The 12,975-nt window shown below is 65.4% G+C and carries 15 protein-coding genes, 1 tRNA gene and 1 pseudogene; 9 read left to right on the forward strand and 8 right to left on the reverse strand.

The genetic code is table 11. The features are described from left to right. Positions 1-111 precede the first annotated feature (111 nt). Entirely contained in the window at positions 112-861 is a 750-nt protein-coding gene (locus AQZ50_RS08350) for a 7-carboxy-7-deazaguanine synthase QueE (protein ID WP_067745294.1), read from the forward strand. A 36-nt stretch (positions 862-897) separates the two neighbouring features. On the opposite strand, the gene ssb is transcribed toward AQZ50_RS08350, so the two are convergent. From ssb to AQZ50_RS08375, 5 genes are all read right to left on the reverse strand, one after another. After that, positions 898-1,470, reverse strand: coding sequence for a single-stranded DNA-binding protein (ssb, locus tag AQZ50_RS08355; protein ID WP_067745296.1), 573 nt, complete (start codon positions 1,468-1,470; stop codon positions 898-900). A 111-nt stretch (positions 1,471-1,581) separates the two neighbouring features. Next, entirely contained in the window at positions 1,582-3,438 is a 1,857-nt protein-coding gene (locus AQZ50_RS08360; RefSeq protein WP_067745299.1) for a ferrous iron transporter B, read from the reverse strand. Next, positions 3,435-3,692: a FeoA family protein gene (locus AQZ50_RS08365; RefSeq protein WP_067745302.1), complete on the reverse strand. Its 258-nt coding sequence runs from the start codon at positions 3,690-3,692 to the stop codon at positions 3,435-3,437. The genes AQZ50_RS08360 and AQZ50_RS08365 overlap by 4 nt, the downstream gene beginning before the upstream one ends. Before the next feature lie 76 nt (positions 3,693-3,768). Beyond that, on the reverse strand, positions 3,769-4,440 hold the full coding sequence (locus AQZ50_RS08370) for a COQ9 family protein (protein WP_067745305.1): 672 nt from the start codon (positions 4,438-4,440) through the stop codon (positions 3,769-3,771). A gap of 22 nt (positions 4,441-4,462) precedes the next feature. Next, positions 4,463-5,044, reverse strand: coding sequence for an ankyrin repeat domain-containing protein (locus AQZ50_RS08375; RefSeq protein ID WP_067745307.1), 582 nt, complete (start codon positions 5,042-5,044; stop codon positions 4,463-4,465). Between the two features lie 163 nt (positions 5,045-5,207). Here AQZ50_RS08375 and AQZ50_RS08380 point away from each other — a divergent pair, with 163 nt between their 5' ends. From AQZ50_RS08380 to AQZ50_RS08405, 6 genes are read left to right on the forward strand one after another with little or no spacing between them, the layout of a single operon-like run. Continuing rightward, the gene (locus AQZ50_RS08380) at positions 5,208-5,846 is read left to right on the forward strand and encodes an SCO family protein (RefSeq protein WP_067745310.1); all 639 of its coding nucleotides are present in this window, start codon (positions 5,208-5,210) and stop codon (positions 5,844-5,846) included. Further along, positions 5,834-6,361 (forward strand): YcgN family cysteine cluster protein, encoded by a 528-nt coding sequence (locus tag AQZ50_RS08385; RefSeq protein ID WP_067745313.1) that lies wholly within the window; start codon positions 5,834-5,836, stop codon positions 6,359-6,361. Before AQZ50_RS08380 ends, AQZ50_RS08385 begins: the two co-directional genes overlap by 13 nt. Beyond that, positions 6,358-7,098, forward strand: coding sequence for a M48 family metallopeptidase (locus tag AQZ50_RS08390; protein ID WP_067745315.1), 741 nt, complete (start codon positions 6,358-6,360; stop codon positions 7,096-7,098). Before AQZ50_RS08385 ends, AQZ50_RS08390 begins: the two co-directional genes overlap by 4 nt. A 38-nt stretch (positions 7,099-7,136) precedes the next feature. Continuing rightward, the gene (locus AQZ50_RS08395; RefSeq protein WP_067745318.1) at positions 7,137-7,628 is read left to right on the forward strand and encodes a hypothetical protein; all 492 of its coding nucleotides are present in this window, start codon (positions 7,137-7,139) and stop codon (positions 7,626-7,628) included. Positions 7,629-7,630: 2 nt separating this feature from the next. Continuing rightward, positions 7,631-8,599 (forward strand): bifunctional diaminohydroxyphosphoribosylaminopyrimidine deaminase/5-amino-6-(5-phosphoribosylamino)uracil reductase RibD, encoded by a 969-nt coding sequence (ribD, locus tag AQZ50_RS08400; protein WP_067745321.1) that lies wholly within the window; start codon positions 7,631-7,633, stop codon positions 8,597-8,599. A 45-nt stretch (positions 8,600-8,644) separates the two neighbouring features. Further along, the gene (locus tag AQZ50_RS08405; protein ID WP_067745323.1) at positions 8,645-9,280 is read left to right on the forward strand and encodes a riboflavin synthase; all 636 of its coding nucleotides are present in this window, start codon (positions 8,645-8,647) and stop codon (positions 9,278-9,280) included. A gap of 59 nt (positions 9,281-9,339) precedes the next feature. Here AQZ50_RS08405 and AQZ50_RS08410 read toward each other — a convergent pair whose 3' ends face one another. Both AQZ50_RS08410 and AQZ50_RS08415 read right to left on the reverse strand, forming a co-directional pair. Beyond that, complete coding sequence (locus tag AQZ50_RS08410; RefSeq protein WP_067745326.1) at positions 9,340-10,512, reverse strand: amino acid aminotransferase; 1,173 nt, start codon at positions 10,510-10,512, stop codon at positions 9,340-9,342. A 143-nt stretch (positions 10,513-10,655) separates the two neighbouring features. Then, positions 10,656-11,429, reverse strand: coding sequence for a DUF1134 domain-containing protein (locus tag AQZ50_RS08415; RefSeq protein WP_067745452.1), 774 nt, complete (start codon positions 11,427-11,429; stop codon positions 10,656-10,658). A 277-nt stretch (positions 11,430-11,706) separates the two neighbouring features. On the opposite strand from AQZ50_RS08415, the gene AQZ50_RS08420 reads away from it, so the two are divergent. Then, positions 11,707-11,799: transfer RNA gene (locus tag AQZ50_RS08420), tRNA-Ser, on the forward strand. A 98-nt stretch (positions 11,800-11,897) separates the two neighbouring features. Here the strand turns inward: AQZ50_RS08420 and AQZ50_RS08425 are convergent. Next, positions 11,898-12,110: a site-specific integrase gene (locus AQZ50_RS08425; RefSeq protein WP_067745329.1), complete on the reverse strand. Its 213-nt coding sequence runs from the start codon at positions 12,108-12,110 to the stop codon at positions 11,898-11,900. A gap of 185 nt (positions 12,111-12,295) precedes the next feature. Here AQZ50_RS08425 and AQZ50_RS08430 point away from each other — a divergent pair. Then, positions 12,296-12,766 (forward strand): annotated as a pseudogene (locus AQZ50_RS08430) (transposase); the annotation flags it as partial. Between the last annotated feature and the right edge of the window lie 209 nt (positions 12,767-12,975).

The following is a 12,975-nucleotide window of genomic DNA, read 5'->3' on the forward strand; positions in this document are numbered from 1 at the left end:
GGGACCACGCGCAGCGTGGTGTAGGGGTGTGCCCCCACACGCGTCGTGCCGGGGGATAAACCCCTCCACCACCCTTCGGGCGGTCCCCCTCCCCGGTTCAGGGAGGATCAGGTGACATCGCTGATCCTGGCCACGACGACCCCCGGCGAGGCGGAGATTTTCGCTTCGTTGCAGGGCGAAGGCGCCTCGATCGGGCGGCCGTCGGTGTTTGTGCGGCTTTCGCGCTGCAATCTCGCCTGCCAGTGGTGCGACACCGCCTACACCTGGCGCTTTGCCGGGGATAATCGGCCGCATCGCGACAATCTGGCGTTCGAGCGCGGCAGCAATCAGGTCGCGATGAATGTCGAGGACGTCGCCGGGCGCATCGCCGCGTTTGGCGTGCCGCGACTGGTGGTGACCGGGGGCGAACCGTTGTTGCAGGCCCCGGCGCTGGCGCGGATGATCGCGATCTTGCGCGAGACAGTCACGCCGCTGCATGTCGAGATCGAAACCAACGGCACCGTCGCACCGTCACCCACGCTCGACGCGCTGATCGACCAATACAATGTCAGCCCGAAACTGGCGCATTCGGGCAATCCGGCGGCACTCGCGCTGATCCCCGAACGCCTCGCCGCCTGGGCCGCAGAATCGCGCGCGCTGTTCAAATTCGTGATCGCGACACCCGCCGATCTCGACGAAGTGCGCACGCTGGCGCAGACCTTCCCAATCGTGCCCGAACGCCTGTTTGTCATGCCCGAAGGCACCGACAGCGCGACACTGCGCGAACGCGCGCGCTGGCTCGCCGAAGCGGCCATGCAGGCCGGCTGGCGCTTTACCGACCGGCTGCACATTCATCTCTACGGGGATACGCGCGGAACCTGAATCCCGCGCGGAATCATTGCTCGGAACGGGCGTTGCTCAGAACGGGATGTCGTCGTCGAGATCTTCGCCAAAGCCGCCCGAAGCGCCGCCGCCCGAACCGCCGCCAAAGCCGCCGCTCGAACCACCCGACGATCCGCCGCCGAACCCGCCGCCAGAGCCGCCCCCGGAACCGCCCGATGCGCCGCCGCCGTAACCGCCGCCCGACGAGCGCTGGCCGCCGCCAAAGCCGCCGCCGCTGCGTTCACCGCCACCGCCCGGCGCACCATCGAGCATGGTCAGCACGGCACCGGGGCCCTGCAGCACGACTTCGGTGGTGTAACGGTCCTGCCCGTTCTGGTCCTGCCACTTGCGCGTGCGCAGTTGGCCTTCGATGTAGATCTTCGAGCCTTTCTTGAGAAAGCGCTCGGCAATGCCCACCAGACCTTCGGAAAAGATCGCTACCGTATGCCATTCGGTGCGTTCCTGGCGCTCGCCGGTGTTGCGGTCCTTCCACGATTCCGACGTGGCGATGCGCAAGTTGCACACTTTGCCGCCATTCTGAAACGAACGCGTTTCGGGGTCCGCGCCAAGATTGCCGACCAGAATGACCTTGTTGACGCTGCCTGCCATCGAATCGAGTCCCTTGAATTATGCGAACCGTTGGCTAGCCGATGCGACGCGGCTACGCCCAGCCCCGTCACCGTTTTTTCAACGCATTTTGCCGGTTTTCAGCCCCGATTTTCAGCCCAGGCCGCAGGCGACCGCCGTCCAATAGACGATCCCGGCAAAAAGATAGGCCAGCCCGAACAGATAGGCGAGCATGAACGCGGGCCATTTCCACCCGTTGGTTTCGCGCCGGGTCACCGCGATGGTCGACATGCATTGCGGCGCAAACACGAACCAGGCAAGGAAAGCGAGCGCGGTCGCCAGGCTCCAGTGCTGCTTCAACTGCGCGGCAAGGCCGATCGTGCGGGCATTTTCGTCGGACGCACCCACGGCATAAGTCGTCGCCAGCGAACTGATCGCGACTTCGCGCGCGGCCATCGTCGGGATCAGCGTCAGCGCGATGTCGCGGTTGAAGCCGATCGGTTCGACCACCACGGCCAGCCCATTGGCGATATGCCCGGCGATCGAGGCATTGACCTGATCCTGTCCGGGCTCTGCGCGCGGAAAATTGAGCAGGAGCCACAGCGCGATCGCCACGGTAAAGATCATCGTCCCGGCGCGGCGCAGAAAGATCCAGCCCCGCTGAAACAGCCCGAGCGCAAGATCCTTGATCGTCGGCAGCTGATATTTGGGCAATTCCATGATGAAGCCCGACGCCGCGCCGCGAGTCAGCGAACGACGAAACACCAGCGCCGCCACCATCGCGCCGAAAATCCCCGAGACATAGAGCACAAACAGCACCAGCCCCTGCAACCCGACCCCCGGCAAGACGTCCCGCGCCGGGATGAACGCCGCAATGATCACCGCATAGACCGGCAGGCGCGCCGAACAGGTCATCATCGGCGCGATCAGGATCGTGGTCAGCCGGTCCTTGGGGTCGGTGATCGAGCGGGTCGCCATGATCCCCGGCACCGCGCAGGCGAATGAGGACAAGAGCGGGATGAAACTGCGCCCCGACAGCCCGACGCCGGCCATCATCCGATCCATCAGGAACGCCGCGCGCGCCATGTAGCCGGTCGCTTCCATGACCAGAATAAAGAAAAACAGCACGAGGATCTGCGGCAGGAACACCACCACCGAGCCCACGCCCGCAATCACCCCGTCGGTGATCAGATCGCGCAGCAACGACGGCGGCATCACGCTGCGCAGGCCATCGGCGCCGGATGAAAACAGCGCGTCGAGCCCGTCCTGAAACGGCTTGGCCCAGCTGAACACCGCCTGGAACACCACGAACAACAGCGCAAACAGGATCGGCGGACCGAGCCAGGGATGCAGCAGGACGCGATCCAGCCGCGCGTGAAGCCGATGTTTGGACGTTTCCGACAAGACCGCGCCGCGCGCCATGGTCCGCGCCAGCATGCGCCGTTCGGGCATGGTCAGATGGGCGCGCGGGTGCGCCGGTTCGTGCGCTGCCGTGTCCCGCGCCGCGCCGACCGCAGCACCAAGCTCGGCCAGCCCGCGCCGCCGCACCGCGACCGTCGGGATCACCGGCACGCCCAGTTCCACGGCAAGCGCCGCCGGATCGAGCACCAGCCCGTCGCGTTCGGCCAGATCGATCATGTTGAGCGCAACCACCGTCGGCCGCCCCAGTGCGATCACTTCCTGCGCAAGCACGAGATGCTGTTCAAGGTTCGACGCGTCGAGCACGATTACCAGCACTTCGGGCTGCGCCTGTCCCGGCTGTTCGCCCATGATCACCCGGCGAGTCACTTCCTCGTCGGGGCTTGTCGCATCAAGGCCATAAGTGCCCGGCAAATCGACCAGTTCGACCGGCTCGCCATTGGGCAGGGCAAAGCGCCCCGCCTTGCGCTCGACCGTTACGCCCGGATAATTCGCGATCTTCTGCCGCGCGCCGGTCAGCGCATTGAACAGCGCGCTTTTCCCGGCATTGGGATTGCCGACCAGCGCGACAGTGCAAGGAAGGCGGCTCATGCCGGGCAATCTGCCGCGACGGGCTCGACATGCATCGCGCGGGCATGAACCCGGCGCAGCGCCACCGTCATCCGCCCGATCTCCACCGCCAGCGGATCGCGCGTCATGAACACGCCGCGATAGGCAAGCCGCACTTGCGCCCCTTCATCAAGGCCGAGCGCGCGCAACCGCTGCGCTTCTTCGGGAACGAGTGCAGCCCAATCGACCGCAACGATGCGCGCAAGAACGCCAAGGGGGAGCTGATCGAGTGTCACCCGGCAAGGGCTGCCACAGCGGATGAACAATTGCAAGTCATTCGCAATAGTTGATCCGGATCAATTGGCCCCGCACTTACCGCGCGGGATAGCGCAGGCGGCCGAACAGGCGCGTCAGGCTGAAATGTTCGCCTTTGGGTTGAAGCAGTTGCGCCTTGAACTTCTCAAACCGCATGACCCCGTCGATGCGGCGCCCGAGAAACGCGCGGGTATCGGCATGGCCCTCGCTGCGATCATCGGCGAGGACCGCCAGAGTCGCGGCATAGATCGATCCCAGCGTCGCGCGCTTGGTATAGTGGTTATAATCGGTCGCGGTATCGCCGGCGAGCCGCCACATCACATCGGCGCTTTTCCAACCCAACCGCGCCGCCGCTGCGACATGGCCGGGCTTGGCCATTTCGATCAGCGCCCGGCGCAGCGATTCCTCGCGGCCCGTCATCGCGTCGATGCGGAATTCGAGCAGCACCCGGATGCGTTCGCGGATCGGCAGCGCGGCGAGCCGTTCCCTGGGCAGGGCCTGCGCCATCTGCGCGTCGATCGCCCGTGTCCAGGCGGCAATCATCGCCATCGCCTTGCCGCCAAAGGCAAAACGCGCGGCATCCGCATCGACCCCGGCGCTTTGCGCCGCAACGGTCACCGCCGCATCGGTCCAGCCGTCAAACGCGGCCGCATCGGCAATCAACGGCGCCAGTTCCAGCCGAAAGCCGTCCTTCCTGTCGCCGTCGCCCCTGTCTGTTGTCGTCATCATCTCAGCCCCGTCGTGCCACGCCTCAGAACGTCGGTCCATAGGTCTTGTGAGCAGCGTTGGCGCCGCCATGGTCGCGCGTAAACGATTCGATTTCGGCAAGAACCGGGCTTTCCTTGCCGTCGAGCTTGGCATAATCGCGCGCCGAACGGCCCGAATTGTCGGGGCGGTCGGGGTTGGCCCCGGCCTTGAGCAGGCTGCGCACGACGGCAAGATCGCGCCGGCTGACCGCGTCGATCAACGGGGTGGAACCGGTGTTGTTGGTCTCATCGACCCGCGCGCCGGTGCTGATCAGGAAATCGACCCCTTCGACAAAGCCCAGTTCGGCGGCGATTTCCAGCGGGGTTTCGCCTTTGACATTGCGCGCGTTGACGTTGGCGCCCTTGCCGACGATGAATTGCATCCACATGATGTCGCGCCGCGCGGTGACGATATGCAGCGCGGTTTCGCCGGTGGTGATGTCGCGAGTGTTGACGATCTGGGTCGACGGCTTGTTCAGCATGTCGTTGACCACATCGCCATCCTTCTTGCGGATCGCGTCGAGGAATTTGTAGCTTTCGGAGAATTGCGCGGCGGCGGGCATCGGCGCGGCGAGCGCGACCAGCATGGCACCGGCCAATGCGCCGGTCCATCGTGCGGCAATCCGGCGACGAATCCCGGACTTTCCTGTCTGCGGACCAAAGTTCCTGTTCACGTCGATCGAATCCCTTGATTGAGCTCTCGCCCGGCACTTGCCAGCGGCTGGTTAGCAGAGCATGAACCGGAGCGCCATGCCAGCCAACGCTATGCCGATCCCGACTCTGAAACGCGCGAAAGCCGTTTTTCCTCCGCTGCTTGCCGCCGGACTGCTCGCATTGGGGGGCTTGACCGGATGCGGCCCCGGCGCCACGCGAAGCGACCCGCCGCTCGCCGGAACGCAGCTGGGCGGCGATTTCACGCTGGTCGACAAGGCGGGCAAGACCGTGCGCTACGCCGATTTCGCCGGTAAATGGCGCGTGCTCTATTTCGGCTATACGTTCTGCCCCGACGTTTGCCCGCTCGATGTGCAGCGCCTGATGCAAGGCTATCACCTGTTTGCCAAGGCGCATCCGCAAGCGGCCGCCCAGGTCGTGCCGATGTTCATCTCGATCGATCCCGAACGCGACACGCCCCAGGCGGTTGGGCAGTTCGCCGCCGCATTCGGCCCCGAACTGATCGGCCTGACCGGATCGCCGACACAAGTCGCGGGCGCGGCCAAGGCCTTTGCTGTCTATTACCAGAAGCGCAAAGGCGCGACACCGGGCACCTATCTGATGGATCACAGCCGCGCCGCCTATCTGATGGCGCCCGATGGCAAGCCGGTCGCGCTGCTGCCGGTCGATCAGGACGGCAAGGCGGTTGCCGACGAACTGGACAAATGGGTGCGATGACCCAGCCTCCTGCCAGCCGTGCGGCTTCCCGCTTTTGGGACAAGCCGGTTTCCGCGCTCAATCGCGAAGAATGGGAAGCGCTGTGCGACGGATGCGGCAAATGCTGCCTGCACAAGCTGGAAGACGAGGATACCGGCGATGTCTGGCGCACCAATGTCGCCTGCCGCCTGCTCGACCTGTCGACCGCGCGCTGCGCCGATTATCGCCACCGCAAGGCGATGGTGCCCGATTGCCTGCGTCTGACCCCGCGTCTGGTCATGGATGTGCCCTGGCTGCCCGATACTTGCGCCTATCGCCTGCGCGCCGAGGGGCGCCCCCTGCCCGCTTGGCACTATCTTGAATGCGGCGATCGCGACGCGGTCCACCGCGCCGGGCAATCGGTCGTGGGCAAGGCGATCAGCGAAGTCATCGCCGGCCCGCTCGAAGAGCATATCGTCGATGCCGAAGGCATGCCGCTCTATCCCGGCGAATCGTTCGAAGCGGACGAGATGTTCGACGCGGACGACCGGCCATGATCGAATGGCTGAGACGCGCCCGGCACGAACCAGCCCCGCCCCAACAGACTCAAGTGCGCGTGGGCGACCACGTCCTGCCGCTCGAAGTGCGTCGGCTGCGTCATGCGCGCCGCCTGACGCTGCGGCTGGCCCCCGACGGGCGCACGGTCCGCGTGTCGATGCCGCATTGGGTCTCGGCGCACGAAGCGCTGACTTTTGCCGTTTCGCGCAGCGACTGGCTCGCCGCGCAGATCGCCCGCCTGCCTCAGGCCAGCCCGCCCTGCCCCGGCGGCACAGTCGCCTATCGCGGCCGGCAACTGCCGATCGATTGGCAGGCCAGGGCCGGGCGCAAGCCGACCGTCGCCGACGACCGCCTGCTGATCGGGGGCCCGCGCGAGAGCCTGCCGACGCGCACGGCCCGCTGGCTCGAGGGCGAAGCGCAGCGCCTGCTCGGCGATGATCTTGCCCACTATTGCGCGCGCATCGGCAAGCCCGCGCCGCGCCTGGCCCTGTCGCGCGCGCGGCGCCGCTGGGGCAGTTGCGCCGCCGACGGCACGATCCGCATCAATTGGCGGCTGATCATGGCGCCCGACGCGGTGCGTCGCTCGGTCGTCGCGCACGAAGTCGCGCATCTGGCGCATTTCGACCACAGCCCGGCGTTTCACGCCTGCCTCGGCGATCTGTTCGAAGGCAGCATCGAGGCCGCCAATGCCTGGCTCAAACACCACGGCCCCGGACTGTACCAGCCCTTCGGGTAAAACTGGCAAGTTTGCCCGCCAATCCCTATGAAGGCGCGATGAAGGGCTTTTTTCGCAACGTTTCGCCGCGCCGCGCGGTGCTTGATCTGTGGCAAGTGCTTGGTGCGCCTAGTGAATTTCGCTGGCCGGCGCTCGCGCTGGCGGCGATGGTCACCGGCTCGATCTTCTGGATCATGATCCATCAGGAAGGGCGCGCGCTGCCCCCGCCGCCCAAGATCATCTATTTTGAAAGCTGGCGCGCCGATCGCAGCGACAAGGACATCATCGCCGGCAACATCGAAGCCGCGCGCAAGGCAAAGGCCGAAGCCGCCGAAGAAGAGCGCCGTGCCGAAGACATCCGCCAGATGTACAAGGCGGTGGGCGCCGCCACCGGGCTCGATACCAACACCATGTATAAACAAGGCAACGTCGAGCGCGATGCCGAAGCCAAGGCACAGGCCGCGCACGACAAGGCGCTGCTCGACCGTTTCCTGGAAAAAGGCACCAAGCCGGTCGTCGACCCGCAAGCCGCCGCCTCGGCCGAAAACTGACCATGCCGGGCGATGCCGCATGGATGCAGGCCGCCGCCGCGCTGGCCGCACGCGGGCGCCCGCTCAGTCGGCCCAATCCGGCGGTCGGCGCGATACTCGTGGCCGATGGACGCGTCATCGGACGCGGCCATACCCAAGCCGGGGGGCGCCCCCATGCCGAAGCCCAGGCGCTCGACTGCGCAGGCGCGGGAGTGCAGAACGCGACGCTTTATGTCACGCTTGAACCTTGCGCGCATGTCAGCGCGCGCGGCCCCGCCTGCACCGATCTGGTCATTGCCGCACGCCCGGCGCGGGTGGTCATCGGCTGTATCGATCCCGATCCGCGCACGGCGGGCACCGGCATCGCGCGACTGCGTGAGGCAGGCATCCCCGTCGAGGTGATCGACAGCGTGGCGGCGCGCGCGTCCCTGGCCGGATACCTGCTGCGCACGCGTGAAGGCCGCCCGCATGTCACGCTGAAACTGGCCACCTCGCTCGACGGGCGGATCGCGCTGGCTTCAGGCGAAAGCCGATGGATCACCGGCGCGGCGGCGCGGGCGCATGTCCATGCCACCCGCGCCCGCGCCGATGCGATTCTGGTCGGTGGCGGCACGTTGCGCGCCGATGCGCCCCGCCTCGATGTGCGATTGCCCGGCCTTGAAGCGCGCAGTCCCAAACGCTGGGCGCTGACACGCGGCGCCGCGCCCGAGGGGTGGAACGCGGTATCGGACATGGCTGCCCGCGATGCCTTTGGCACAGCGCAATACCTCTATGTCGAAGGCGGCGCAGGCGCTGCGGCGACATTCCTTGCCGCCGACCGGGTCGACTGCCTGATGCTCTATCGCGCGCCGATCGTGATCGGAGCGGGCCGCCCGGCGGTGGGCGACATCGGGCTGGACCGGCTGGCCGAGGCGCACGACCGCTGGGCGCTGGTCGAACAACGCCTGCTTGGCAGCGATACGCTGGACATCTACGAGCGGTTGCGCGGATAAATCGTTTTTGACTCGTCGTTTTTGTTTCAAGGGGAGTAGGTCACCATGTTCACGGGCATCATTGTCGAGGTCGGCAAAGTGCTGGCGATCGATGTCGCCGGCGATCATCGGGTGACGATTTCGACCACGCGCGCCCAAGGCGCGATCGCCATCGGCGCGTCGATCGCCTGCTCGGGCGTCTGCCTGACGGTCGTCGAAAAAGGCACCGGGTTTGGCGGAGAGGCCGGAACGGGCTGGTTTGCCGTCGATGTCTCGGGCGAAACGATCAGCCGCACTGTGCCCGCGCAATGGCAGGTCGGCGCGCGGCTCAATCTCGAACCCGCGCTGAAGCTGGGCGATGAACTGGGCGGCCACATCGTAACCGGCCATGTCGACGGCGTCGGCGAAGTCGCCTCGATCACGCCGGAGGGCGCCTCGCGCCGGATCGAATTCCTCGCGCCCGCCGATCTCGCGCCTTATATCGCGGCCAAGGGGTCGATCACGATCGACGGCGTCTCGCTGACGGTCAACAGCGTCGCCGACGAAGCCGATGGCCGCGCCCGCTTTGGCGTCAACATCATTCCCCATACCGCCGAAGTCACAACGCTGGGCGCGCTCGTTCCGGGCGCGGCGGTCAATCTCGAAATCGACGTGCTCGCGCGCTATCTGATGCGCATGCAAAGCGCGACACGCACGGCCTGATCGGGAAAGGGCTATCGGGAAAGGGAACCGGGCGGCCCGCAAGCCGCCCGGACACAGGATCAGACGGCGACGGCGCGCAACGATTCGATGAACTGCTCGATATTGCCGCTGGTCAGCCCGGCGATATTGATGCGGCCCGTCCCGGCCATATAGATGCCGTGCTTTTCGCGCAGCGCGAGGATCTGTTCCCCGTTCAGCGGCAGCATCGAAAACAGCCCGTTCTGAATGCCCAGCGGCGCCATCGGGATGGTGCCGACCTGTTGCGCGGCGGCCAGACGATCGCGCACCTGGCGCATGCGGCCACGCATGTCGTCCAGCTCGGCGAGCCACACTTTGGTCAGTTCCGCATCATCAAGCACCAGTCGCACCGCTGCCGCGCCGTGATCGGGCGGCATCGACCAGCTGGCGCGCGCGATCGTTGCGCCATTGGCCATCGCGCGGGTCAGCGCATCGGCATCACCGGTCACGGCATAAAACGCGCCGACGCGATCGCGATAGAGCCCGAAATTCTTGTCGCAGCTATAGGCGACCAGAGCTTCGGGCACCTTGGCGAGAACCGCGCGCAGGCCATAGGCGTCTTCTTCCATGCCCGCGCCCAGCCCCTGATAGGCCAGATCGAGCAGCGGCAGCACGGCGCGCGACGCCAGCAGGGGCGCAATCTCGTCCCACTGCGCGTGGGTATAATCGACCCCGCTGGGATTGTGGCAGCACCCGTGGAGCAAGACCGCATCGCCCGGCCCGGCGTCGGCCAGCACGGCCTTCAACGCTTCGAGATCGGCCGTTCCTTCGGGCGTGACATGGCGAAAAGTCACCAGTTCGAGCCCGGCTGCGGCAACGATCTGCGCATGGTTCGGCCACGACGGGGTGCCCATGATGATGCGGCGCACGCCGGCGCGCCTGGCAACTTCGATCGCCAGCCGCACCGCGCCGGTGCCGCCCGGGGCCTGCATGCCTTCGACCCGCGAACGATCGAAGCCGGCGCCAAAGATATAGGGGATCAGCGCATGGACAAAGCCCATGTCGCCTTCGGGCCCGAGATAGGACTTGCTGTCCTGGGTTTCGAGCAGGCGTGCTTCAGCAGCCTTGATCGCCTTGAACACCGGGGTTGCGCCGGTGGCGGTGCGATAGACGCCGACGCCGAGGTCGATCTTGTCGGCGCGCGGATCGGCGTTGTAAAGCTTGATCAGGCCCAACAGGGCATCGGCGGGCTGCGGCGCAAGAGCTTCGAGCATCGGTGTTCGGCTTTCCTGGCAATGGTCAATTGCCGACACGAAACCCCGACGGAGTCCGGCGGCGGCGTCCCCATGCCCCCCATGGCCGAGCGGCGCAAGCCATTTTGCACCCGTCAGGCAAAGCGCCGATCCGGATCAATCGATCAGAAAGGCACCCATTTCTGTTTGTGCGTAAAGTTCATGTAGCCCGCATTGACGCCCAGCCGCAGCCCCCCGCCCATGCGCACCGGGATCACCACCAGATCGCCCCGCCGCAAATAGGACACATTGAAACCGCCGATCAGATAGGCCTGCCCCTCGCCCGCGCCGATGCGATGAAACAACTGCTCGGTATCATGCAGATTGTAGATCAGCACAAACGTGCTGCCGCCGCTGCCGCCGAAATCGGGCCCGAGCGAGGGCCCGGTCCAATAGACCGGCATCTGCCCCTCGATCTTGTGATGCAAGGTGCCGCTGCCATAGCGCAGCCCGATCACGAACGCACCGCCGCCTTCGCTGCCGGTGATATAGCCGCTGGGCTCGCCCTGTTTCTTGAGCAAGTCGCGAATCATCAACGCAAGCCCGCGTGCACCTTTGCCGAACACGTTCTCGGCGGCATTGACCAGTTCGTTTTCATGATAGGTCGTATCGCCATTGGCAGGCGCAGCGCTCGGCCCGCCAACCGGCCCGCTCGGCCCACCTGGCGCGGCGTAGGACACCCCGGCGGGCGGCGCGCCTTGCTGGACGACCGGCGCGGCAGGCGCCACGGCAGGGCCGGCAGGCGGCGAGGCCGGCTGTCCATGCCCCAGATCGGCATCGATTGCGTTGTTGGGATCGATCGTCTGCACCTGGGCCTGCGCCACAGGCGCCGCCAGCAAGGCGAGCGCAGCCGAAACGACCGGCACGGCCCGCAATCCCCACCCGGTAGCCTTGATCATGCGCGCGCCCTTACCCTGTCCTGCCAAGATCTGCATCATGTCCACCACGATTGTCGCGCGCCCGCCATCTGGCAAGGGCACCCCACGTCCTTTTCGTGGACAATTGCCCCGACACAATGAACGGGCGATGAGCCGAGTCGATTTTGCGCCCAAACGCCGCATCGACAATGAAAAATGGCTCGAAACCGGGTCGGGATAAAACCTCACGGAAAAAATCGGACCACCCCTTGTCGCCCCCGGCAACCGTCGCTATAGCCCGCCCTCGCCGCTGCGATCCGGAGACGTGGGTGAGTGGCTGAAACCAACGGTTTGCTAAACCGTCGTACTGGTAAATCCGGTACCGAGAGTTCGAATCTCTCCGTCTCCGCCAAATTCCGCCATTTTCTGGCCCATCGCAGCCCTGCCGAAAATGCTCAAAAACACGGAAAACCGTTGGTACTGTGACCACTTTTGTGACCACCCCGGTGCCTACCCCAGCTTGGCACTCTGCTGCTGGTCGGGGGTCAGGTAGGCCAGGTAGATCTCGGTGGTCTTGACGCTGCCATGCCCCATAATGCCTTGAAGTATATAGATACTTCCGCCGCTTTGCAGATAGCGTACGGCGAAAAGATGGCGCAGATCGTGGAATCTGAAGCGCACGAAATCGGGTTTTTGCTGTGACCGTTGTGGATCGGCGTGCAAGTTAGAACCCAGCAACTTTTGCGATTAAGATTATGAAGTTGCTCTGTTTTCTCGCTTTATACGGGTTATACGGGGCCGCGAGGCGCGCCGATATTGCGAGCGCACGAATTGATCTTCCGAAGTTATATCAATGTATTACCTTGAAAACGACAGGATTCCCTATTGCATGCCGATCCACAAGCCGGCAGCGCTGCCGCGTCCACTTCATGCGCAATGCCCTGGCCCATGCCGGAAAGAGCGGCAGGCGCGTCGTCTCAGCCTTCATCGCCACCGCCTTCGCGCAGGAAACACCCGAAGCAGCCAGCCAGCAATGGCGTTCCGTCGCCGACCAGATGCGCCCGAAGCTACCCAAACTGGCGGGTTTGATGGACGATGCCGAGCCCGACGTGCTGGCCTACATGGCATTCCCCAAGGAACATCGCGCCAAACTTTACAGCACCAACCCTATCGAGAGGCTCAACGGCGAAATCAAGCGCCGGACCAATGTGGTCGGCATCTTCCCCAATGAGGCCAGCATCACCCGCCTGATCGGCGCCATCCTGCTCGAACAAAACGACGAATGGGCCGTACAGCGCGGGCGCTACATGTCGCTTGAAACCATGGCACCGCTCAGCGATAATCCCATCGTCGTGCTGTCGGCTGTGCCCGGTACATGACCGGCTCAAACTGACGCCGAAAAACGCGGTGGCTCCGATAAGCTACACCACGCGTTGGGACACGATCTGAGGAAAGCCTCATCATCCTTGAAAGCCTGTCGTGCCTCATGCGTGAAAAGAGCCTGCTGACGCGCGGCGATATCGAACTGCTCTGCGCCAAAGTGGGCCGTCGAGCCGAGGGCGAGCCCCCCCCCCCCCCCCCCCCCCCC

It is taken from the genome of Novosphingobium sp. Fuku2-ISO-50 (genome assembly GCF_001519055.1).
In the GTDB taxonomy this organism is placed as follows: Bacteria; Pseudomonadota; Alphaproteobacteria; order Sphingomonadales; family Sphingomonadaceae; genus Novosphingobium.